Origin of the sequence: Micromonospora sp. CMU55-4, assembly GCF_011602315.1 — a bacterium.
Classification (GTDB): Bacteria; Actinomycetota; Actinomycetes; order Mycobacteriales; family Micromonosporaceae; genus Micromonospora; species Micromonospora chalcea.
Genome location: NZ_JAAOLH010000001.1, coordinates 360,050 through 382,103, shown reverse-complemented (window position 1 = coordinate 382,103; position 22,054 = coordinate 360,050). Strand labels below are relative to the sequence as shown.

Sequence of the window (22,054 nt, the reverse complement as noted above, 5' to 3'; positions counted from 1 at the left end):
CGCGGTCAGGGGCGCGGCGGCGCCGCGGTGAACGCGGCCCAGGCGTGCGGCCGGAACACCAGCACCGGGCCGGCCGGGTCCTTGGAGTCGCGGACCGCCACCGAGCCGGGCAGCGGCGCCATCTCCACGCATGCGCCCTCGTCGCCGCTGTGACTGCTCTTGCGCCAGCCGGCCGGTGTCGGGTGCGGACGGTTCGTGCCGTTCATCTGGGTCACCTCTCGTTCAGCAGGCGGAGCAACTGGTCCCGACTGGCCGCCGGGCTCAGCGCCACGGTCCGCAGGTGCTCCATGATCTTGGTGCAGGTACGCAGGTCGCCCGGCCGGTCGAGGATCATCTGCCCGGCGACGGTCTCCACCGAGGCGATGATCGGGTCCTCCGGGTCGGCGAACTCCAGCATGTGCAGCGAGCCCCGGGTACCGCGGTGGTAACCGGCGGCCAGGGGGATCACCTGCACCGTGATGTTCGGCAGCTCGGCCATCTTCACCAGGTGCTGGAGCTGGGCGGACATGACCGAGGGCCCACCGACCGGGCGCAGCAGCGCGCCCTCGTCGATGATGGCGTCGAGGATCGGCGGCTCGTCCCCGGAGAGCCGCTGCTGGCGGTCCAGCCGTAGCTGCACCCGCTGCTCGACCTGCTCGTCGCTGAGGGTGTGCGGGCCGCCGCGCATCACGCCGCGGATGTAGTCGGCGGTCTGCAGCAGACCGGGCACCACCGACGGCTCGAAGTTCGCGATGCCGGTGGCCTCGGCCTCCAGCGCGATGAAGTCGATGGTGCGGCGGTCCAGCAGGTACGAGTAGGACACCCACCAGCCGGGCTTGCGGGCGTCCTTCGCGAGCTCCACGGCCGCGGCGATCTCGTCCGGGCCCACGCCGTAGCTGGTCAGCAACGCGCGCACGGTGGCGGGACTGATCAGCGTCTGCGCGTTCTCGTAGCGGGACAGCGTGCTCCGGGTGCTGTTGATCTCGTCGGCCGCGGACTCCAGGGTGAGGCCGGCGGCCTCCCGGTGGGTCCGCAGTGCGATGCCGAGCCGTCGGGCCCGGGCGGTCTTCGGCGCCATGCATCGATGGTCGCACATCTGGTGGGAAAATGTGCGTGAGAGAAAGTCGATGAGAGTTGCATTCACGCCCGTGAACCTGTCAACCTGTGACGGCGTCCTCACCGCCGGTTGTCGTGGCGACGGTGGCGGTGAGCGACCGGAGGGGATGGGGCGCGCGGTGGTCGGATTTCTACTCCCCCACGATCCGGCCGCCGCGTGCCCCTGCCGGTCCACGAGATGGGGAGGGGTTCCGCGATGACGGTGACGGCCTGCCGCCTGCGGAGCGGAGGTGGCCGGGAATGACCCGGTTCCTCGTGGTCCTCACCGACGTGCGACCCCCGGACGGCGCCGGGCGCGACGAGCGGACCAGCCCCGAACGCCGACGGCAGGTCGTCGGCGCGAGCAGCCGGGAGGCGGCCGACCGGATCGCCGGCGCGTTCATGGCGCTGGGCATGGTGCGGGCCGGCCGGCAGCGCGTCAAGGTGATCGCGGTCGGCCGCCGGCCCCGGCACCCGGCCTTCTGAGTCGGAGCCACCCTCGTATGGTTACTCCCTGTATATGTCACCTTGACCGTTTGCCACGCGGCTCCGCGTCTCCCCGGGTATCGACCACCCCCGCCGACAACGCACAGTAAGGTCAATCGGGTGAGCGCCACCGGCGAGCACGGCCAGCCGCAGTCGCGACGATGAGGTGACCATGACCACCCCAGGCAAGACCCGTGTGGCGATCGTCTTCGGTGGCCGCAGCCCCGAGCACGGCATCTCCTGCGTCAGCGCCGGCAGCGTGCTGGCCGCGCTCGACCCGGACGAGTTCGAGGTGGTGCCGGTCGGCATCACCCGGCAGGGCCAGTGGGTACTCGCCGACGGCGAACCGAGCCGGCTCGCCATCACCGACCGGAAACTCCCGGAGATCACCGCCGGGTCCGGCGCCGAGCTGGTGCTGCGCGCCGACCCGGCCGCGGGCGGCCTGATGGTGCTCGACCCGGCCCAGGGGCCGGTCGCGCTCGCCGACGTGGACGTGGTCTTCCCGGTGCTGCACGGCGCGTACGGCGAGGACGGCACGATCCAGGGAATGCTGGAGATGGCCGACATCCCCTACGTCGGCGCGAACGTGTTCGCCTCCGCCGCGGCCATGGACAAGGAGTTCACCAAGAAGCTCTGCGCCGCCGAGGGCATCCCGGTCGGCCCGTACGCGGTGCTGCGCGCCGGGATGTCGCTGAGCGAGGAGGACAAGGAGCGCCTCGGGCTGCCCGTCTTCGTCAAGCCGTCCCGGGCCGGCTCCTCGTTCGGCATCACCAAGGTCGACGACTGGGCGGACCTGGACGCCGCGCTCGTCACCGCCCGGGAGATCGACAGCAAGGTGCTCGTCGAGGGCGCCGTGGTCGGCCGCGAGATCGAGTGCGGTGTGCTGGAGGGCGAGGCCGGCGGCGCGCCGGAGGCCTCGGTGCTCGCCGAGGTGCGGATGATCGGCGACCGCGACTGGTACGACTTCGAGGCCAAGTACATCTTCGCCGACGAGGTCTGCGAGTACGACGTACCGGCCGACCTGCCCGAGCCGGTCGCGCGGCAGGTGCGCGACTACGCCACCCGGGCCTTCACCGCGCTCGACTGCTCCGGCCTGGCCCGGGTCGACTTCTTCGTGACCCCGCAGATGGACGTCTACCTCAACGAGATCAACACGATGCCGGGCTTCACCCCGACGTCGATGTTCCCGCGGATGTGGTCGGCCAGCGGGCTGGAGTACCCGAAGCTGGTCAACCGGCTGATCCGTACCGCCCTGCACCGCCGCGCCGGCCGCTGAACCGGCCGGCCGGGCGTCAGGCGGAGCAGCCCGAGGGGGCCTGCTTCGCCGAGGGCACGGAGCTGACGATGGTGTCGGAGATCGTCGTCACCCACTGCAGCGGCGGCTCGTACGACTTCGGCACCCGCACCCGGATCGGCGTCTCCCGGTCGACGGTGGTCAGCACCGTGGCGTCGGCCTCCTCGGCCGCGTGCCAGCAGACCTTGTTCACCGTCCACACCTCGTCGGTGGGCGGGAACTGCGCCGGGCTGCCGCCGCAGGCCACCGTCAGCGCCGGGTCGCCGTACGCGGCGTTCTGCTCCGGGCCCGCGGTGACCGGACGCTGCGGCAGGTCACGCACGCTGTCCGGAAGCTGCGACATCAGGGCACGGCAGAGTACGGTCGGGCGCTCGGCCAGCGCCGGGGCGGCCATCTCGACCGGCGCGCTCGACTGTGCCCGGGGGCTCGCCGACGCGCTCGGCCCGGCGTCCGGCGACTCCGGGGCCAGCTTGGCGAACGTGAACCCGGCCACCGCCACCGTCACCGGCACGGCGACCAGAGTCGCCCAGAGCGCGGCGCGGCGGGTGGAGCGGTCCGGGCGCGGGGAAGTCTTCTCGTCCACTTACAGCCGCACCACCGAACACGTGAGGGTGCGGGTGATGCCGGGCACCATCTGCACCTTGCTGACAATGAGTTTGCCGAGCTCGTCGACGGTGTTCGCCTCGGTGAGCACCACCACGTCGTACGGCCCGGTGACGGCGTCGACCCGTACCACGCCGGCCAGGTCCGCGATCAGACCGGCCACGTCACGCGCCCGGCCGACCTCGGTCTGGATGAGGATGTACGCCTGTACCACGACTCGACCTCCGTCCGTCGCCTCCGGGCGACCCGAAGGGTGAAACTACCGTACTGAGCGGCAGTGATCCCTATCGGTTGCCGGTCGTACGCGGTGAGCGAGCACACGCCGGCGCGGACAGGGGTGGAACGTGCGCAACGACGCAGCGGATCGAGGGGACGGCATGACGGTCACGGATGTCGGCGAGTTCGGGCTGATCGACCGGGTGACCGCCCGGCTGGCACAGGGACAGAGCTGCCTGCTCGGCCCGGGCGACGACGGCGCGGTGGTGGCGGCGCCGGACCGGCGGGTGGTCGCATCGACCGACGTGCTGGTGGAGGGACGGCACTTCCGGCGCGACTGGTCGGCGGCGCGGGACGTGGGACACCGCGCGGCGGCGGCCAACCTCGCCGACATCGCGGCCATGGGCGCCACCCCGACCGCGCTGCTCGTCGCGCTCTGCATGCCGGCCGAGCTGGACCCGGCCTGGGCCGAGGAGCTGGCCGACGGGCTGGGCGCGGAGGCGGCGCTCGTCGGCGCGAGCGTGGTCGGCGGGGACATGTCGGCCAGCCCGACGCTCACCATCGCGGTGACCGCGCTCGGCGACCTGGCCGGGCGACCACCGGTGGTCCGCTCCGGCGCCGGGCCCGGCGACGTGGTGGCGCTGGCCGGGCGCACCGGCTGGGCGGCGGCGGGCTACACCGTGCTGTCCCGGGGCTTCCGCACGCCCCGGCTGCTGGTCGAGGCGTTCCGCCGCCCGGAGGTGCCGTACGCGGCCGGACCGGCCGCCGCCGCGGCCGGCGCCACCGCCATGATCGACGTGTCGGACGGGCTGCTGGCCGACCTCGGGCACGTGGCCGCCGCCAGCGGCGTGGCCGTCGACCTGAGCCGGGAGGCATTCGAGGTGCCCCGGCAGATGCGCGACGCGGCGGCGGCGCTCGGCGTCGACCCGTACACCTGGATCCTGGCCGGCGGCGACGACCACGCCCTGGCGGCGACGTTCCCGCCCGACGCCGCGCTGCCCGACGGCTGGCGGCCGGTCGGGCGGGTGGCGGCCGGCGCCGGCGTCACCGTCGACGGCGCCGGGTACGACGGCCCGCGCGGCTGGGACCACTTCCGCCGAACGGCGGAGTGATCTGCGTCCGACCCCCGGCCGCCGGGCCGGGCGGGGGTCGGAGGCGGTCGTAACCTGGCACGGTGAGCGAGATCGAGATCCGGGAGCGGCGCTTCGACGCGCCCGAGTCGCAGGCGCTGATCCGGGCGGCGCTGGCCGACCTCGGCGCCCGTTACGGCGGCAGCGGCGACGACACCCCTGTCGACGCGGCCGAGTTCACCCCGCCGGACGGCGCGTTCCTTGTCGCCTACCTCGACGGGCGTCCGGTGGGCTGCGGCGGCTGGCGCAGCCACGGCGCGGACGGCGACACGGCCGAGTTGAAGCGGATGTACACCGACCCGGCGGCCCGGGGCCGGGGCGTGGCCCGTGCGGTGCTCGGCGCGGTCGAGCGCTCCGCCCGTGACCACGGCCGCAAACGGATCGTGCTGGAGTGCGGCGACAAGCAGCCCGAGGCGATCGCCATGTACACCTCGTCCGGCTACGAGCGGATCCCGAACTTCGGCTACTACAAGGACGCCCCGGGCTGCCTGTCCTACGGCCGCACGCTCTAGCCGACGGTGATACGGATCTCGTTCGCGGCGCGGCGCGCGGCACTGGCCGCCTCGTCCGGGGTCGCGCCCCAGGCCATCAGGTGCCCGCTGCGGTGCGCCGAGGAGAGCAGTTCCGGCACGGTCTGACCGACCTTCGTCTCGACCTGCACGTCGAGCACGCCCGGCACGCGCAGCGCGTCGCGCTTGCCGTCGACGGCGGTGACCTGTCCGGGCGGCGCGATCAGGAACTCGATGGCCGCCGCGCCGGTCGGCCGCGCCGGCAACGCCGGCCGTTCGCCGCGCAGCACCCGCAGGTACGCCTCGATGACGTCGCGCTCGTAGGCGATCGAGATCAGCGCGGTGATCATGTCGCCGGGCATCCGGGCCGCGCACTCCACCAGCGTCGGCACGCCGTCGACGAGGATCCACTCGCTGTGCAGCATGCCGCTGCGGAAGCCGGCCGCCTCGGCGAGGCGTACCGCGGCGGCGCGCAGCGCGTCGTGCTCGGTGGCGGGCAGCGCGGACGGCACGGTGTGGCCGGTCTCGACCGGGTACCGGCCACCGGCGATCCGCTTGTCGGTGACGTTAGCGAAGATCACCTCGCCGTCGGCGACCAGCAGCTCGACGCTGTGCTCGGAGCCGACCAGCAGTTCCTCCACCAGCACGCCGGTGGGCAGGCCGCGCTCGGTGGCCTCGGCCGGGTCCGGCGGCGCGGCGCTCGCCGCCCAGCGGGCGGGCACCTCGGCCGGGTCGGTGATCAGCTGCACGCCCAGGCTGCCGGAACGGCGGGTGGGCTTGAGCACGCACCGGCCGCCGTGCGCCCGCGCGAACTCCACCGCCCGCGCCGGGTCGTCGACCAGCTCGTAGACGGGGTTGGCCAGCCCGATCCGGTCGGCGAGCAGCCGCATCCGGTGCTTGTCGGAGAAGATGTCAGCGGCCTCCGCCCCGGCGCCGGGCAACCCGAGCCGTTCGGCGAGCCGGGCGGCGGCGCCGACCGCGTACTCCAGGCCGGGCAGGACCAGCCGGGCGTCGGCCAGGGCGGGCTCGCGGGCGAGCAGGGCGTCGGCGTCGAAGCCGGTCTGGTACTCGGCCTCGACCAGTCGCCCGATCATCGGCAGCCGCTCGGCGAACCGGGCCAGGTCGCGGCGGGCGATCACGTCCGGCTCCTCGACCAGTACCACGGTGCCGGCCGGCAGTTGCTGGTCGAACCAGCTCAGTGAGCCGAACGACGCGCCCACCACCACCAGTTGCTCGCGACCCAGATCGAGATCCACCGGTCACCCTCCCCACGGCTCGCGCCGGAACCGGACGGCCGGCGCAGCAGCACCCTAACCGGCCCGTACCAGCCGGTCGCCGTACGGTCGGTCAGGTGTGCGGCGCGGGTCGGTGGATACGACAGAAGCCGGCGGATCCCGAGGGATCCGCCGGCGACCGACGATGTTCGGTGGCGCTACCGCGTCAGGCGCGGGTGACCTTGCCGGCCTTGATGCACGAGGTGCAGACCTTCAACTTCTTGGTGTTGCCGCCACCGGCCGGGGTGCGCACCGACTGGATGTTCGGGTTCCAGCGGCGGTTGGTCCGCCGGTGCGAGTGGGACACGTTGTGGCCGAAGCCCGGCCCCTTGCCACAGACGTCGCACACGCTAGCCACGGGATACTCCTGGGATTGAAACGTTCATGAGGTCGCCGCCAGGCGCTGCCCGGGCAACCTGGTCAGGTTACCCGATGACAGTCGGTACGCCCAACCGGCCCTTTCGCGAGCCCACCCAGCGTACCGGCGACCCGGCCGGGCCGGCGGGCGGGGCGGACACGCGGCGGACGACCCCGGCGCGTGTCGGTGCGCGCCAGTAGGCTTCCCGACGTGCTGGAGACCCTCGACGCCGCAGCGGTGCGCCGCTGGTGCGCGAGCGGGCTGGCCGCCCTCCGGCGGCACCAGGGCGAGATCGACGAGCTGAACGTCTACCCGGTGCCCGACGGCGACACCGGCACCAACCTGGTCCTCACGCTGACCTCGGCCCAGCAGGCCCTGGCCATGGACCTCGGCACCCTCCCCGACGACGGGCACACCCCGCACGGGCACGCGCTGCGGCTGATGGCCCGGGGCGCGCTGCTCGGGGCGCGCGGCAACTCCGGGGTGATCGTCTCGCAGATCCTGCGCGGCCTCGCCGACACGCTCGCCGCCGCTCCCGCAGTGGGCGGGCGGCAGCTCGCCGACGCGCTGGCCGACGCCACCACAGCCGCCTACGCCGCGGTCGCCCGGCCGGTCGAGGGCACCCTGCTCAGCGTGGTCGCCGCGGCGGCCCACGCGGCCCGTCTCGCGGACAGCGACGACCTGCGCACAGTGGCCCGGGCCGCGGCCGAGGCGGCGGCGCACGCGCTGGCGCGTACCCCCGAGCAGTTGCCGGAGCTGGCCCGCGCGGGCGTGGTCGACGCCGGTGGGCGCGGCCTGTGTCTGCTGCTTGACGCGCTGGTCGAGGTGGTCACGGGGGAGAGCCCGGCGCAGGCGGCGCCCGCGCCGCCCACCCGCCGTCCGCCGGCCACGGCCGTGCGGGAGAGCGGCTCCGACGTGTACGCCTACGAGGTGCAGTACCTGCTCGACGCGGACGACGAGGCGGTGGCCCGGCTGCGCGCCGAGCTGGCAGTGCTCGGCGACTCGCTGGCGATCGTCGGCGACGGCGCCGGTACCTGGAACGTGCACGTGCACGTCAACGACGTCGGGGCGGCGATCGAGGCGGGCGTGGTCGCCGGCCGGCCGCACCGCATCGGCGTGACCCGCTTCGCCGACCAGACCGCCCCGGCGCCCGCGCTGCAGGTGGCGCGCCCGGACGGCCGGGCCGCCGTGGTGGTGGCCACCGGCGCGGGCATCGCCGAGCTGTTCGCCGCCGAGGGCGCCGTGGTGGTGCCGGCCAACCCGTCCACCGGTGAGCTGCTGAACGCGATCCGGGCCACCGGCGCCGCCCGGGTGGTGGTGCTGCCGAACGACCCGAACACGCAGTCGGTGGCGAGCGCGGCCGCGAAGGAGGCGTACGGCCTCGGCGTCAAGGTGAGCGTGGTGCCCACCCGTTCCCCGGTGCAGGCGCTCGCGGCGCTCGCAGTACGCGATCCGAAGCGGCGCTTCGAGGACGACGTGATCGCGATGGCCGAGGCGGCCGGCGCCTGCCGGTACGCCGAGGTGTGCCACGCCGCCCGGGAGGCGCTCACCGTCGCCGGCCCGGCCCGCGCGGGTGACGTGCTGGCGCTGGTCGAGGGCGAGGTGCACCTGATCGGGCAGGATCTGACCGACACCTGCATCGCGGTGGTGGACCGGATGCTCGGCGGTGGCGGTGAGCTGGTCACGCTGCTGTGCGGCGCGGATGCGCCGGCCGGGCTGGCCGACCGGGTCCGTGAGCATGTCGAGCGGGCCTGGCCGTTCGTCGAGGTGCAGGCGTACGAGGGCGGGCAGCCGCACTATCCGCTCCTGGTGGGGGTCGAATGACGAGCGAGGCGGCCACTGTGGACACGCCGCTGAAGAAGCTGGTCGGCGAGCGCACCGCGAAGGCGTTGGCCGGGCATCTCGACCTGCACACCGCGGGCGACCTGATCTACCACTTCCCGCGCCGGTACGACGAGCGCGGCGAGCACACCGACATCCGCTCGCTCGACGTGGGGGAGCAGGTCACAGTGCTCGCCCAGGTGCAGCGCACCGCCGTGCGCCCGATGCGCCAGCGGCGCGGCAACCTGCTGGAGGTCACCGTCGGCGACGGCTCCGGCGGCGTGCTCACCTGCACGTTCTTCGGCAACCAGGCGTGGCGGGAGCGGGAGCTGCGGCCGGGCCGGTGGGGGTTGTTCGCCGGCAAGGTGACCGAGTTCCGGGGCAAGCGGCAGCTCAACGGCCCGGAGTACGTCCTGCTCGGCGAGGGTGGCGAGGGCGAGGCGGCGGCGAACGAGGAGGTCGAGGAGTTCGCCGGCGCCCTGATCCCGGTCTACCCGGCCGCGGCGGCGGTGCCGACCTGGGTGATCGCCCGCTGCGTGCGCGTCGTGCTGGACACGTTCACCCCGCCGGACGACCCGCTGCCGGCCACCGTGCGGGCCACCCGCAACCTGGCCGACATCGGCACCGCGCTGCGCGAGATCCACCGTCCGACCAGCAAGGAGGCGCTCTACCGGGCGCGTCGGCGGCTCAAGTGGGACGAGGCGTTCGCCGTGCAGCTCACCCTGGTGCAGCGCAAGCACCGGGCCGCGGCGTGGCCGGCGCGGGCCCGGCCGGCGAAGGCGGGCGGCCTGCTCGACGCGTTCGACGCCCGGCTGCCGTACGAGCTGACCTCCGGCCAGCAGGTCGTCGGGCGGGAGATCGCCGCCGACCTGGCCGCCGCGCACCCGATGCACCGGCTGCTGCAGGGCGAGGTGGGCTCCGGCAAGACCGTGGTGGCGCTGCGCGCCATGCTCCAGGTCGTCGACGCCGGTGGGCAGGCCGCGCTGCTCGCGCCGACCGAGGTGCTCGCCGCCCAGCACCACCGGGGCATCCTCGACCTGCTCGGCCCGCTCGGCCGGGCCGGTGAGCTGGGCGCCGCCGAGGACGCCACCCGGGTGGAGCTGGTCACCGGCTCGCTTGGCGCGGCGGCCCGGCGCCGGGCGCTGGCCGAGGTGGCCGAGGGGCGGGCCGGCATCGTGCTCGGCACGCACGCGCTGCTCTACGAGGGCGTCGACTTCCACGACCTGGGCCTGGTGGTGGTGGACGAGCAGCACCGCTTCGGCGTGGAGCAGCGCGACGCGCTGCGCGCCAAGGCCGACCAGCCGCCGCACGTGCTGGTGATGACGGCCACCCCGATTCCGCGCACGGTGGCCATGACCGTCTACGGCGATCTGGAGACCTCCACGCTGTCCCAGCTTCCGCAGGGCCGCTCGCCGATCGCCTCGCACGTCGTACCGGCCGCCGAGAAGCCCGCGTTCCTCGACCGGGCCTGGCGCCGGCTGCGCGAGGAGGTCGCGAAGGGCCACCAGGCGTACGTGGTGTGCCCGCGCATCGGTGAGGGACCGGTGTCGGACGAGGAGGCGCCGCGGGAGGACGACAACGGCCGGCGCCCGCCGCTGGCGGTGACCGAGGTGGCCCCGCTGCTGGCCGAGGGGCCCCTGCACGGGCTGCGGATCGGGGTGCTGCACGGGCGGCTGCCCGCCGACGAGAAGGACGCGGTGATGCGCGCGTTCGCCGACGGCGAGCTGGATGTGCTGGTCGCGACCACAGTGGTCGAGGTCGGCGTGAACGTGCCGAATGCGACGGTGATGATCGTGCTGGACGCCGACCGCTTCGGCGTCTCCCAGCTGCACCAGTTGCGGGGCCGGGTCGGCCGGGGCTCGGCCGCCGGTCTGTGCCTGCTGGTCACCGAGGCGGTCGAGGGCTCGTCGGCGCGGGAACGGCTGGACGCGGTCGCCTCCACCACCGACGGGTTCAAGCTGGCCGAACTCGACCTGGAACAGCGCCGCGAGGGCGACGTGCTCGGCGCGACCCAGTCCGGCCGGCGCTCGCACCTGCGGCTGCTGTCGCTCAGACGCGACGCCGAGCTGATCCGCGACGCGCGGGCCGAGGCGATCGAACTGGTCGAGGAGGACCCGGACCTGACCCGGCACCCGGCGCTCGCGGCCTCGGTGGCCGCGCTCGTCGACGAGGAACGCGCCGAATACCTGGAGAAGGGCTGACGGCGGGCCGGTGCGGTCGCGGGGCAGCGGCACGCCCGTGGCGTGCCTAGGCTCGCGCAGATGTCGACACCATCACCCGAACGCGGCGTGCTGCTTCTGGCCCGAGGTGACGAGCTCCTGGTGGACCGGGTCGCCGGGGTCGCCGACGAGACGTCCAGCCGGCGCTGCACTCCGGCGACGCGATTCCAGATCGCCTCGATCAGCAAGCAGATGGCAGCAGTGGCGGTGCTGCTGCTCGCCGAGCGGGGCGCGTTGAGCCTGTCCGACCCGGTCGTGCGCCGGCTGCCCGGCACGCCGCCGCCGCAGTGGTCCGGCATCACGCTGCACCACCTGCTCACCCATACCTCGGGGCTCGGGCACTGGGAGGACTACCCGGCGATCGACCTGCACGGGCCGGCCGAGCCGGACGAGCTGCTCGACCGGTTCGCCGCGCTGCCGCCACTGTTCCCGCCCGGCGCCGGGTGGCACTACAGCAGTCCCGGCTACGTGCTGCTGGCCCGGACCGTCGAGCAGGTGGCCGACCGGCCGTACGCCGAGTTCCTCGCCGGGGAGGTCTTCGCGCCGCTGGGCATGGCCGGCAGCTTCGCCGGTTCCGGCGAGGGGCGGCCGGACGTGGCGACCGGCCACGAGGGCGGCCGGGCGGTGCCGTCCTGGGACCTCGCGACGGTGAGCATGGGCGCGGGTGACGTCTGGTGCACCGGGGCGGACCTGCTCACCTGGCTCGACGTACCGCGCCGGGGGCGGCTGCTCGCCAGGGCCTCGGTGGCGGCGATGACCGCGCCGCACGCGCCCACCGGACGGCCCGACGAGGCGTACGGCTACGGGTTCTTCGTCGGCCCGCTGGCCGGCCGGCGGGCGCTGCACCACTCCGGGGACAACGGTGGCTACAAGGCGTTCGCCGCCTGGCTGCCCGACTCCGACGAGCGGCTCGTCCTGCTGACCAACCAGGCCGAGGTCGACCCGGTCGCGGTCACGTCGGTGCTCGACGCGGTCTGACCGCCCGCGCGCCCTGTACCGGACCCGCGGCAGGCACGGCGAGGGCGCGCCGACCGGGTGGTCGACGCGCCCTCGGGTGCGGATCAGGCGGTGAAGCGGATCCGGCGGCGACGGGCCACCACGAACAGCACCGCGCCGGCGGTGAGCAGCAGCGCGGCGCCGCCGACGATGGCGCCGGCGGCCGGGCCGGTGACGGGCAGGCCGCCGCCCTGGCCAGAGCAGTCGTCCGGCTGGGTGTACGGGATGGTCTCGGCGTCCTCGACCACGTCGTACTTCACCGTGACCTTGAGACCCGGGTAGGCGTCGAACTCGACCGAGCTGGTCTTGCCCGGCTCGGACGCGAGCGTCCTGGTGACGCCCTTCTCGGTGGTCAGCGTGGCGGTGAACGGCGCGCCCTGGGCCGGGTTCTCCACGACGAACGTCATCGAGTCGCAGTCCTGGTCCAGCTTGAAGATCGGCTCCGCCGGCGGGGCGGACGGCGACGGCGGGGTGGACGGGCTCGGCGGGAGGGACGCCGACGGCGTCGGGGTTGGCGAGGCCGGCGTGCTCGGCGTGGGCGTGGGACTCGGCGGCGTGCTGGGCGACGGCGACGGGCTCGGCGTGACGCAGTCGCGGGCCGGGCGGGCGATCACGGTCCGCTCGCCCTCGTGCGACTTGCGGCCCCGGTCCCAGTGCGCCCCGACGGTCAGCTTCAGCTCCGGAATCGCGCCGGCGAACGTGTGGGTCTGGGTGCCGGTGAGCGTGCCCTTGCCGGCCGGCTTCAGCTCGGCGCCGACCGCCAGGTCCCCGCTGACCGGGCCGGGCACTGTGGACACGAGCTTGGTGATGCGGCCGGAGATGTCGGTCTCGCTGCTGGTCACGGACCAGGTGACGGTGACCGCGCCGTTCGGGGTGGCGCAGTAGCTGCCGGACGGCTCGGGGTGGTGGGCGGCGGCCGGGCCGGCGACGGTGGCGACGCCCGCGAGGCCGAGCAGCGTGCCGGCGGTGAGGGCGGCGGCACGCCGGAGGTGGAGACGATTCACGCCTGCTCCTGACGAGGGGGAGGATGGGAGAGACCGGGCGGAGGGGCCGGAGCCGCGCGTCCGTCCGGCAATCGGGCCAGACCCTAGCGAGATCGACAGTGCGGGCGTTACCGAGATCGACGGGTCGTAAAGGGTCCGTTATGAATCCGAGATCATTGATGTACGTCGAGTCACCCGGCGTCACCTCGGGTGCTCGATCCACCCCGGCGCGCGGGTCGCGTAGCGTCGGGGCATGCGCAGGGAGCGACGGTGACCCGGATCGTGGCCGGCACGCTCGGCGGGCGGCGGATCGCCGCGCCGCCCGGCGCCGGCACCCGGCCCACCTCCGACCGGGTCCGGGAGGCGCTGTTCAGCGCCGTGCACTCGCACGTCGACCTGGACGGGGCACGTTTCGCCGACCTGTACGCCGGTTCCGGCGCGGTCGGCCTGGAGGCGCTGTCCCGGGGCGCCGCGCACGTGCTGCTCGTCGAGTCCGACGCGCGTGCCGCCCGGGTGATCCGGGAGAACATCGCCGCGCTCCGGGCCGCTCCCGCCGCGCGTCTGGTCACCGGCAAGGTCGCCACCGTGCTGGCCGCTGGTCCGGCCGACGGCCCATACGACGTGGTCTTCGCCGATCCGCCGTACGCGGTGCCGGACGCCGAGATCACCGCGATGCTGACGGCGCTGGTCGACGGCGGCTGGCTCGCCCCGGACGCCCTGGTGATCGTCGAGCGGTCCAGTCGTTCCGGATCGGTCACGTGGGTGGAAGGTGTCACTCCGGAGCGCAGCAGACGTTACGGCGAGACCACTCTTTGGTACGGTCGCCGATCATGAGACGTGCGGTCTGCCCGGGCTCGTTCGACCCGGTCACCAACGGTCACCTCGACATCATCGGCCGGGCGAGCCGGCTGTTCGACGAGGTGATCGTCGGGGTGCTGGTCAACCAGTCGAAGCAGGGCCTGTTCACGGTCGAGGAGCGGATCGACATGCTCCACGAGGTCACCGCCTCGTACGACAACGTCCGGGTCGAGTCGTTCCGCGGTCTGCTCGTCGACTTCTGCCGGGCGCAGCAGGCGAGTGTGCTGATCAAGGGCCTGCGGGCGGTGAGCGACTTCGACTACGAGCTGCAGATGGCCCAGATGAACATCGGCCTGGCCGGCGTGGAGACGTTGTTCATGCCGACCAACCCGCTCTACTCGTTCATCTCGTCCAGCCTGATCAAGGACGTGGCGAAGTGGGGCGGCGACGTCTCCGCCCACGTCCCCGACCTGGTCCGGGAGCAGTTGGCCACCCGCCTCCGCCCCTGACCCTCCGCCGGGGGTGGGCGACGCGCCGGGTGGGGCGGGTGGGGCGTGGGTGGCTCGGGCGCGACATGATGTGTGCAGCGCCGAAGCCGGGCGCAGGCCGCATCATGGAGGGCGGCCGACGAAGACAGGAGTGAGGTACCGGTGGACCCGCTCGATCGCATCGACGAACTGATCGCCATGGTGGAGCAGGCCCGCTCCGTCCCGATGTCGCGCAACAACTGCATGGTCGACCGGGGCGAGATGATCGCCGCGCTCGACGAGTTGCGCGCGGAGCTTCCCGCCGACCTGCGCCGGGCCGCCGCGCTGCTGGAGGAGCGGGACAAGATCATGGAGGCCGGCAAGCGCGAGGCCGACCGGATCATCAGCGAGGGTGAGGCGGAACACGCCCGGCTGGTCTCGGTCAACGAGATCACCGTCTCGGCCGAGCACGAGGGCGCGCGGATCATCGCCGAGGCGCGGGCCGAGGCACAGCGCCTCCGCGAGGAGGTGGACGACTACGTCGACACCGCGCTGGCGAACTTCGAGCAGTTCCTCACCCGGGCGCTCGCCTCGATAGAGCGCGGCCGGGACAAGATGCACGCGCTGCGCGAGATCGGCACCTTCGCCGGGGACGAGCCGGACCGCCCGCTACCCTTCTGAGCGGCGCGCGGGCCGGTCGCCGACAGCCGGCTGCCGCCGAGCCGGAGGTCCGCCCCCGGTTCGACGGTCCGCCGCCAGGCAGGTAACCTTCTTTGTCGGCCTCTCATCGGCCGGAGTCTGACTATGCCCAAACACTCGCCAAGCACACTCGACCCCAGGTCGCCGCTGGTCCTCGACACGAGGGAACTGCCGCGCCGACCTGGCGCGTTGCGTACGCACAAGCGGGTCGTGCCGGCACCGGCGGACCTCGGCGTGGAGTTGATCAGTGTGCCGGAGGGCGCGGACCTCGACCTCGACCTGAGGTTGGAGTCGGTGTCCGAGGGCGTGCTCGTCTCCGGGACCGTCACCGGTCCCGTCAAGGGCGAGTGCGGCCGCTGCCTGCGCGAGATCGACGAATCGTTGGCCGTGACGATCCAGGAGCTGTACGCGTACGAGAACAGCACCACGGACGACACGACCGATGAGGACGAGGTGGGCCGGATGCAGGGCGATCTGATCGACCTGGAGCCGGCGTTGCGGGACGCGGTGGTGCTGGCGCTGCCGACGAACCCGCTCTGCCGGGAGGACTGCCCAGGCCTGTGCCCCGACTGCGGGGTGCACTGGGACGATCTGCCGGCCGATCACAGCCATCAGCAGGTCGACCCGCGTTGGGCGAGCCTGACGCAACTGACCCGTACAGAGGAGTAAGAACCGTGGCCGTCCCCAAGCGCAAGATGTCGCGCAGCAACACCCGCGCCCGCCGGGCGAACTGGAAGGCCTCGGCGGTGGCGACCGTGGCCTGCCCGCAGTGCAAGTCGGCCAAGCTGCCGCACGCCGCCTGCTCCGTCTGCGGCACCTACAACGGCCGTCAGGTCCTCGAGGTCTGACGCGGACGCCGAGTGACGTCCCCGACCACCGGTCGGGTGACGCGCGCACCAAGGCTCACGCCCGGTGCCCCGGCTCCCTCCACCGCCGACCGGCCTCCGGCCGGCGGGCCGGCGGAGCCGGGCACCGCGCGGATCGCCGTCGACCTCCTCGGCGGGGACGATGCTCCCGCCGTCGTGGTTGACGGCGCTCTGCGAGCGGTACGCACTGATCCCGCCCTGCACCTGATGCTCGTCGGCCCGATCGAGGTGGCCGGCGAGCTGATCGGTGCGCTCGACCCGGCGCAGCGAGCCCGGGTCACGGTCCGCCCGGTGCGGACCGCCGTCGGCATGGCCGACCATCCCACCGCCGCCCGCGGCGAGAGCACGGTACGCACGGCCGTGCAGGCCGTCCGCGACGGCCTCGCCGACGCCGTGGTCTCCGCCGGCTCGACCGGCGCCACAGTCACCGCCGCCGCGCTCGGCCTCGGCCGCTGGACCGGGATACGCCGCCCCGCGCTCGTCGCCACGCTGCCCGCCGTCGAGGGGCCCGTGGTGCTGCTGGACGTGGGCGGCACGCTCGAACCCGGCCCCGCCACGCTGACCCGGCACGCCGTCCTGGGCGCCGCCTACGCGGCAGTGGCGCACTCCGTCACCGCGCCCCGCGTCGGGTTGCTCTCCGTCGGGCACGAGACCGGCAAGGGCGACCGGCTGCGCCGCCACACCGATCCCGCGATCGCCGCCCTGGCGCTGCCCTGTGACGCGCGTTACGTCGGCCTGGTCGAGGGGTACGACATCTCCCTCGGCGCCCGCGCCGACGTGGTGGTGACCGACGGCTTCACCGGCAACGTCCTGCTGAAGGCCATCGAGGGCGCGTACGCGATGGCCGGTGGCCCTCCGCCCGGCGGCGGCGCGCCCCGCGCCGCCGCCCTGCTGGGGGTGGGCGGCACCGTGGTCGTGTGCCACGGCGCGGCCGGCTCCGAGGACGTCGCCTCGGGCATCGCCCTGGCCGCTCACCTGTGGCGCCGCGACGCCGCCGGAACGGTCCGCGCCCTGCTCGCCGACGTTGCGCACGAACCCGCACCTGACCGACACGACACCGAGGTAGCACCATGACCAACGACAAGCGGCGGCGTGCTCCCGTCGGCCACCTGGAGGCGGCCTTCGGAGTGTCGCTCGACCCGGAACTGCTGGAACGCGCGCTGACCCACCGCTCGTTCGCGTACGAGAACGGCGGCCTGCCCACGAACGAGCGGCTGGAGTTCCTGGGCGACTCGGTCCTCGGCGTGGTGATCACCACTGCGCTGTTCCACAACCACCCAGACCTGCCCGAGGGCCAGCTGGCGAAGCTGCGCGCCAGCGTCGTCAACATGCGGGCGCTCGCCGACGTGGCGCGTGGCCTGGGCCCGGACGGGCTGGGCGCGTACCTGCTGCTGGGCAAGGGCGAGGAGGCCACCGGCGGGCGGGACAAGGCGAGCATCCTGGCCGACACGCTGGAGGCGCTGCTGGGCGCGATCTACCTCCAGTACGGCCTGGACACCGCGGCCATCGTGATCCACCGGCTCTTCGACCCGCTGATGGCCGAGTCGGCGGGCCGGGGCGCGGCGCTGGACTGGAAGACCAGCCTCCAGGAGCTGACCGCGGCGCTGGGGCTCGGCGTGCCGGAGTACCGGATCGAGGGCACCGGACCGGACCACCTGAAGACGTTCACCGCCTGGGTGGTGGTCGCCGGCAACCGCTATGGCGGCGCGGAGGGGCGCAGCAAGAAGGAAGCCGAGCAGCGCGCCGCCGAGTCGGCCTGGCGGATGATCACCGAGCGGGCCGAGGCCGAGGCGGCGGGGGACGAGACGGCGGGGCAGGACGAGACGGCGGACGTCGAGGCGGGCGCCGGCCGTGCCTGAGCTGCCCGAGGTCGAGACCGTCCGGGTGGGGCTGGCCCAGTGGGTGATCGGCCGGCGGATCGCCGCCGTCGAGGTGCGCCACCCCCGGGCGGTACGCCGGCACGCGCCGGGCGGCGCGCACTTCGCCGACGTGCTCGCCGGGCGGACGATCACCGGCGTACGCCGCCGCGGCAAGTACCTCTGGCTGCCGCTGGACAGCGGTGACGCGGTGATCGGCCACCTCGGCATGTCCGGCCAGTTGCTGTTGCAGCCGGTCGGCGCGGCCGACGAGCTGCACCTGCGGGTCCGGTTCCGGTTCGCCGACGACGGGCCGGAGCTGCGCTTCGTCGACCAGCGCACGTTCGGCGGGCTGTCCGTCTCCGAAGGCGGGGCGGAGCTGCCGGCCGAGATCGCGCACATCGCCCGCGATCCGATGGACCCGGAGTTCTCCGACGAGGCGTTCGTGGCGGCGCTGCGCCGCAAGCGTACGGAGATCAAACGCGCGCTGCTCGACCAGACGCTGATCTCCGGGGTGGGCAACATCTACGCCGACGAGGCACTGTGGCGGGCGAAGCTGCACGGCGCCCGCCCGGCCGACGCGCTCACCCGCCCGGCCGCGCTGCGGCTGCTCGGGCACATCCGGGACGTGCTCGCCGAGGCGATCAAGCAGGGCGGCACCAGCTTCGACGAGCTGTACGTGAACGTCAACGGTGAGAGCGGCTACTTCGACAGGTCGCTGAACGCCTACGGCCGGGAGGGCGAACCCTGCCCGCGCTGCGGCGCGCCGATCCGGCGGGAGGCGTTCATGAACCGGTCCTCCTACAGCTGCCCGCGATGTCAGCCGCGGCCCCGGGGCACCCTCCGGGGTTGACCCCGAGCCGATTCGGGGTTGCGCCGGTGTGCATCGCCCGACGGTCCCCGGAGACGCGCCGGAGCGTACCCGGAGATGCCCTTTTCCGCCCGGTCCGTGCGGCCGGTTCCGGCCGCGCGGACCGCGCCCGCCGGATCGGGGACGAGCGGGGGCCGTTCCCCGATGCCGGGGCCCCGCCTGCTGCCTAGCGTCATCTGGGGTCGGCGCAGGGCCGGCATCAGGAGGGTGGAACCCGGAACATGGGCAGGCGACCGGTGACCGTGCGGCTGGCACGGTGGAGTGCGGAGCATCCGTGGCGCGCGATCGCGTTGTGGGTGGTCTTCGTGGCGGTGTGTTTCGTGGGCGGCAGCGCCGCCGGGCTGAACGAGGCGACCGACGAGGATCAGGCGATCGGCGAGTTCGGACGGGCACAGCTGATCGTCGACAGTGGCGGGTTCGACCGGCCGGCGACCGAGAACGTGCTGATCACCGCCCGCTCGGGTTCGCTCGACCAGGCCGCTGCGAAGGCCGCCGCGCAGGACGCGGCCGACCGGCTGCGGCAGGTCGACGGCGTGGCGTCGATCGGTACGCCGATGCCGTCGCGCGACGGCAGCGCGCTGCTGGTGCCGATCACCATGTCGGGCGACCCGGGCACCGCCGGGGACCGGGTGCAGCCGCTGCGGGACACCACCGCGAAGGTGCAGGACGCGCACCCGCAGCTGCGGGTGGAGCAGGTCGGCGGCCCGTCGATCGACAAGGCGCTCGACGACACGCTCGGCAAGGACTTCAAGCGCGCCGAGCTGCTCAGCCTGCCGGTGACGCTGGCCATCCTGATCATCGCGTTCGGCGCGCTGATCGCCGCCGGTGTGCCGGTGCTGCTGGCACTCTCCTCGGTGGCCGCCGCGATGGGCCTCTCCACGCTCGCCTCGCACCTGGTGCCGGCCACCGACACCACCGCCAGCGTCATCCTGCTGATCGGTATGGCGGTCGGCGTCGACTACTCGCTGTTCTACGTGCGGCGGGAGCGGGAGGAACGAGCGAAGGGCCGCTCCGGTCTGGACGCGGTGGAGATCGCGGCGGAGACCTCCGGGCACGCCGTGGTGGTCTCCGGCACCGCCGTGATCATCTCGATGGGCGGTCTGCTGCTCGCCCAGGACGCGATCTTCTCCTCGCTGGCCGTCGGCTCGATCCTGGTGGTGGCGGTCGCGGTGATCGGCTCGCTCACAGTGCTGCCGGCGCTGCTGGCGAAGCTGGGCCGCTGGGTGGACCGGCCGCGGGTGCCGCTGCTGTGGCGCCTCACCGCGCCGCGCACCGGTCAGTCGGCCCGGCCCCGGTTCTGGCCGGCGGTGCTCAAGCCGGCGCTGCGCGCGCCGGTGGCGACGCTGCTGATCTCGGTGGCGCTGCTGCTCGCGCTGGCCGCGCCCGCGCTCGGCATGAAGCTGAAGTTCCCCGGCCCGGAGGACGTGCCGCGCACCACCGCCGCCATGCAGGCGTACGACCGGCTCACCGCGGCGTTCCCGAGCAACGGCACCAGCCACACGGTCGCCGTGCGGGCGCCCGCCGAGCAGGCCGACCGGGTACGGGCCGCGCTCACCGACCTGGCCGGCCGGACCGCCACGGACCCGCTCTTCGCGCCGGCCGAGGGGGACGGCCCGGAGATCCAGGTGTCGGCGGACCGGCGGGTGTCGGTGCTGGAGTTGGCCACGCCGCACGCCAGCCGCTCCGACGAGGCGTCCCGGTCGCTGCACGAGCTGCGCGAGGACCTGGTGCCGGCCACGCTCGGCGGCATCCCGGGCGTGGAGTACGCGGTCGGCGGCGGCGTGGCCGCCAGCGAGGACTACGCCGCCCACATCTGGGCGAAGCTGCCGATCGTCGCCGCGTTCGTGCTGGCGCTGACGTTCCTGGTGATGGCGTGGACGTTCCGGTCGGTGGTGGTGGCGCTGACCTCGATCCTGCTGAACCTGCTCTCCGCCGGGGCCGCGTACGGGCTGCTGGTGCTGGTCTTCCAGAGCACCTGGGCGGAAGGGCTCCTCGGCTTCACCTCGATGGACGCGATCGTCACCTGGCTGCCGCTGTTCCTGTTCGTGGTCCTCTTCGGCTTGTCGATGGACTACCACGTCTTCGTGGTCAGCCGGATCCGTGAGGCGATCGACCGGGGCATGCCCAACCGGGAGGCGGTGGCGCACGGCATCACCTCCTCGGCCGGGGTGGTGACCAGCGCGGCGGTGGTGATGGTGGCGGTGTTCTCCATCTTCGCCACGCTCAGCATGATCGACTTCAAGCAGCTCGGCATCGGCCTGGCGGCGGCGATCCTGCTGGACGCCACGATCATCCGGGCGGTCGTGCTGCCCTCGGTGATGACGCTGCTGGGTGACGCGAACTGGTGGGCGCCACGCTTCATGCGCCGCCGTACGGTCGTCGCCCCGGCGGTGGAGCCGCCGCCCGCCCCGGCCCCGGAGCTGGTCGGCGCCCGCTGATTCCGGGTCCGGGCGCCGGTCCGCGCGGCATGTCCGTCGCGGCTTGACATCCGGTCCGGACCGTGCTGGCGGCTGAGACGGCATTCCCTAGTGAGCGATATACCTGAGAGTCATAATTATGACTCTCAGGTATATCACTTTTGCGTACACCCCTTGAGCCATGGCGTCACGCAGAGTGTCGGCACCTCCGTGGCCGTATCGGCCCAGGTGGCCGGGGACGGGGGCGTCACGGCAGTACGCAGGGCTCCCGCCAGGCGTCGAGTTGCCGGTCCTTGCGGATCGAGGCGAAGCCGTAGCCGACCGAGGTGACGCAGAAATCCGCCGGCTCACCCGTGTACTCGACGTGGAAGACCGGCTTGCCGGCGTCGACGAACGGCAGCAGCTTCGCGCACTCGCGGCGGCGTACGCACTCCTGGTTGACCGCGAAGTCGAAGTCGGGCGCCAGCGCGGCCACCTGCGCCACGTCGTCGACCAGGCCGGGGGAGAGGTTGAGCTTGCGGGCCAGCCCGGCCAGCCGCCGGTTGAACAGCAACTGGTCGTCGAAGTCCAGCGGGAAACCGGAGCGGTACCGGTAGCCGTCCGCGTCGGCCAGCGCCACCGCGCCGAAGCCCTTGCCCCGGCACAGCCGGAACCGGTCGGCCAGCACCGGTGACAGCGCGTCCCAGCGCCGTACGTCCAGGAAGCGGCTCCCCGGCCGTCCGGGCACGGCGGCGCCGCGTACGGCGGCGGGGAAGCGGGTGGCGTCCGGATCGTCGGCGGCGTACGTGCCGACCCGGACGTGGCAGACCAGCCGGCGGCCCCGCTCGCGCAGCGCGGCGGTCTCGGTCGAGGTGGTCGCCACCGGGTCGAGGAGGAAGACGTCGGCGTCGACGGTGACGTCCACCGGGGTGGTGAGCTGCCACTGCCACCGCCACCTGTCGGCCTGCGCGCCCGGCCAGGGCGTGGGCGCGCCGGGCGGCGTGATCGGCCGCCGGCAGGCCGGCGCCGGGACGAGCAGCGCCGCGGTCAGCGCGAGCGCCACGCCCCGGCGCGGGCCACGTCGGCGGACGCGGGCCGGCCGGGCGCGCGGCACGGCCCACCCCGGCCGGATCCGCAT

24 protein-coding genes are annotated in these 22,054 nt (G+C 73.8%); 16 read left to right on the top strand and 8 right to left on the bottom strand.

The genetic code is table 11. The annotated features are described in order from the left end of the window. Positions 1-5: 5 nt before the first annotated feature. Positions 6-206: a DUF397 domain-containing protein gene (locus tag HA073_RS01740; protein WP_064447251.1), complete on the bottom strand. Its 201-nt coding sequence runs from the start codon at positions 204-206 to the stop codon at positions 6-8. Positions 207-211: 5 nt separating this feature from the next. Beyond that, the gene (locus tag HA073_RS01735; RefSeq protein WP_043325956.1) at positions 212-1,057 is read right to left on the bottom strand and encodes a helix-turn-helix transcriptional regulator; all 846 of its coding nucleotides are present in this window, start codon (positions 1,055-1,057) and stop codon (positions 212-214) included. A 278-nt stretch (positions 1,058-1,335) separates the two neighbouring features. Between HA073_RS01735 and HA073_RS01730 the strand changes: the two genes are divergently transcribed. Beyond that, entirely contained in the window at positions 1,336-1,560 is a 225-nt protein-coding gene (locus HA073_RS01730; RefSeq protein ID WP_166455548.1) for a hypothetical protein, read from the top strand. 172 nt (positions 1,561-1,732) lie between these two features. After that, positions 1,733-2,836, top strand: coding sequence for a D-alanine--D-alanine ligase family protein (locus tag HA073_RS01725; protein WP_043325953.1), 1,104 nt, complete (start codon positions 1,733-1,735; stop codon positions 2,834-2,836). A 16-nt stretch (positions 2,837-2,852) separates the two neighbouring features. Here HA073_RS01725 and HA073_RS01720 read toward each other — a convergent pair whose 3' ends face one another. After that, positions 2,853-3,437 (bottom strand): DUF3515 family protein, encoded by a 585-nt coding sequence (locus tag HA073_RS01720; RefSeq protein ID WP_043325952.1) that lies wholly within the window; start codon positions 3,435-3,437, stop codon positions 2,853-2,855. Next, the gene (locus HA073_RS01715) at positions 3,438-3,671 is read right to left on the bottom strand and encodes an Lrp/AsnC ligand binding domain-containing protein (protein ID WP_013284547.1); all 234 of its coding nucleotides are present in this window, start codon (positions 3,669-3,671) and stop codon (positions 3,438-3,440) included. 163 nt (positions 3,672-3,834) lie between these two features. On the opposite strand from HA073_RS01715, the gene HA073_RS01710 reads away from it, so the two are divergent. Further along, positions 3,835-4,785, top strand: a complete 951-nt coding sequence (locus HA073_RS01710) for a thiamine-phosphate kinase (RefSeq protein ID WP_166455547.1) — start codon at positions 3,835-3,837, stop codon at positions 4,783-4,785. A 62-nt stretch (positions 4,786-4,847) separates the two neighbouring features. Further along, complete coding sequence (locus HA073_RS01705) at positions 4,848-5,315, top strand: GNAT family N-acetyltransferase (RefSeq protein WP_064447021.1); 468 nt, start codon at positions 4,848-4,850, stop codon at positions 5,313-5,315. Here the strand turns inward: HA073_RS01705 and HA073_RS01700 are convergent. Continuing rightward, a complete protein-coding gene (locus HA073_RS01700; RefSeq protein ID WP_043325949.1) occupies positions 5,312-6,568 on the bottom strand; it encodes an ATP-grasp domain-containing protein in 1,257 nt (418 codons plus the stop codon). The genes HA073_RS01705 and HA073_RS01700 overlap by 4 nt on opposite strands. A 184-nt stretch (positions 6,569-6,752) precedes the next feature. Beyond that, the gene (gene rpmB, locus HA073_RS01695) at positions 6,753-6,944 is read right to left on the bottom strand and encodes a 50S ribosomal protein L28 (protein WP_011905179.1); all 192 of its coding nucleotides are present in this window, start codon (positions 6,942-6,944) and stop codon (positions 6,753-6,755) included. A 210-nt stretch (positions 6,945-7,154) separates the two neighbouring features. Between rpmB and HA073_RS01690 the strand changes: the two genes are divergently transcribed. The 3 genes from HA073_RS01690 to HA073_RS01680 are packed head-to-tail and all read left to right on the top strand — an operon-like array spanning position 7,155 to position 11,962. After that, entirely contained in the window at positions 7,155-8,768 is a 1,614-nt protein-coding gene (locus HA073_RS01690; RefSeq protein ID WP_166455546.1) for a DAK2 domain-containing protein, read from the top strand. After that, positions 8,765-10,966 carry an ATP-dependent DNA helicase RecG gene (recG, locus tag HA073_RS01685; RefSeq protein WP_166455545.1) on the top strand — a complete coding sequence of 734 codons (2,202 nt, stop codon included), beginning with the start codon at positions 8,765-8,767 and terminating at the stop codon, positions 10,964-10,966. The genes HA073_RS01690 and recG overlap by 4 nt, the downstream gene beginning before the upstream one ends. A gap of 60 nt (positions 10,967-11,026) precedes the next feature. After that, positions 11,027-11,962, top strand: a complete 936-nt coding sequence (locus tag HA073_RS01680) for a serine hydrolase (RefSeq protein WP_166455544.1) — start codon at positions 11,027-11,029, stop codon at positions 11,960-11,962. An 83-nt stretch (positions 11,963-12,045) separates the two neighbouring features. On the opposite strand, the gene HA073_RS01675 is transcribed toward HA073_RS01680, so the two are convergent. Then, positions 12,046-12,984, bottom strand: a complete 939-nt coding sequence (locus tag HA073_RS01675; protein WP_166455543.1) for a cell wall anchor protein — start codon at positions 12,982-12,984, stop codon at positions 12,046-12,048. A gap of 249 nt (positions 12,985-13,233) precedes the next feature. On the opposite strand from HA073_RS01675, the gene rsmD reads away from it, so the two are divergent. The 9 genes from rsmD to HA073_RS01630 all read left to right on the top strand — a co-directional run bounded on the left by rsmD (position 13,234) and on the right by HA073_RS01630 (position 20,958). Then, on the top strand, positions 13,234-13,797 hold the full coding sequence (rsmD, locus tag HA073_RS01670) for a 16S rRNA (guanine(966)-N(2))-methyltransferase RsmD (RefSeq protein ID WP_069087646.1): 564 nt from the start codon (positions 13,234-13,236) through the stop codon (positions 13,795-13,797). Further along, positions 13,794-14,270 carry a pantetheine-phosphate adenylyltransferase gene (gene coaD, locus HA073_RS01665; protein WP_043325944.1) on the top strand — a complete coding sequence of 159 codons (477 nt, stop codon included), beginning with the start codon at positions 13,794-13,796 and terminating at the stop codon, positions 14,268-14,270. Before rsmD ends, coaD begins: the two co-directional genes overlap by 4 nt. Positions 14,271-14,411: 141 nt before the next feature. Next, complete coding sequence (locus tag HA073_RS01660) at positions 14,412-14,909, top strand: hypothetical protein (RefSeq protein WP_043325943.1); 498 nt, start codon at positions 14,412-14,414, stop codon at positions 14,907-14,909. 123 nt (positions 14,910-15,032) lie between these two features. Then, entirely contained in the window at positions 15,033-15,596 is a 564-nt protein-coding gene (locus HA073_RS01655; RefSeq protein ID WP_043325942.1) for a DUF177 domain-containing protein, read from the top strand. Positions 15,597-15,601: 5 nt separating this feature from the next. Beyond that, positions 15,602-15,775 (top strand): 50S ribosomal protein L32, encoded by a 174-nt coding sequence (gene rpmF, locus HA073_RS01650; RefSeq protein WP_030500827.1) that lies wholly within the window; start codon positions 15,602-15,604, stop codon positions 15,773-15,775. A 132-nt stretch (positions 15,776-15,907) separates the two neighbouring features. After that, positions 15,908-16,867 (top strand): phosphate acyltransferase PlsX, encoded by a 960-nt coding sequence (locus tag HA073_RS01645; protein WP_176722757.1) that lies wholly within the window; start codon positions 15,908-15,910, stop codon positions 16,865-16,867. Continuing rightward, positions 16,864-17,652, top strand: coding sequence for a ribonuclease III (gene rnc / locus HA073_RS01640; RefSeq protein ID WP_166455542.1), 789 nt, complete (start codon positions 16,864-16,866; stop codon positions 17,650-17,652). The genes HA073_RS01645 and rnc overlap by 4 nt, the downstream gene beginning before the upstream one ends. Beyond that, positions 17,645-18,502: a bifunctional DNA-formamidopyrimidine glycosylase/DNA-(apurinic or apyrimidinic site) lyase gene (gene mutM / locus HA073_RS01635; protein WP_113971825.1), complete on the top strand. Its 858-nt coding sequence runs from the start codon at positions 17,645-17,647 to the stop codon at positions 18,500-18,502. Before rnc ends, mutM begins: the two co-directional genes overlap by 8 nt. Before the next feature lie 239 nt (positions 18,503-18,741). Continuing rightward, a complete protein-coding gene (locus tag HA073_RS01630) occupies positions 18,742-20,958 on the top strand; it encodes an MMPL family transporter (protein ID WP_166455541.1) in 2,217 nt (738 codons plus the stop codon). Between the two features lie 226 nt (positions 20,959-21,184). On the opposite strand, the gene HA073_RS01625 is transcribed toward HA073_RS01630, so the two are convergent. Further along, a complete protein-coding gene (locus HA073_RS01625; RefSeq protein ID WP_166455540.1) occupies positions 21,185-22,054 on the bottom strand; it encodes an endo alpha-1,4 polygalactosaminidase in 870 nt (289 codons plus the stop codon).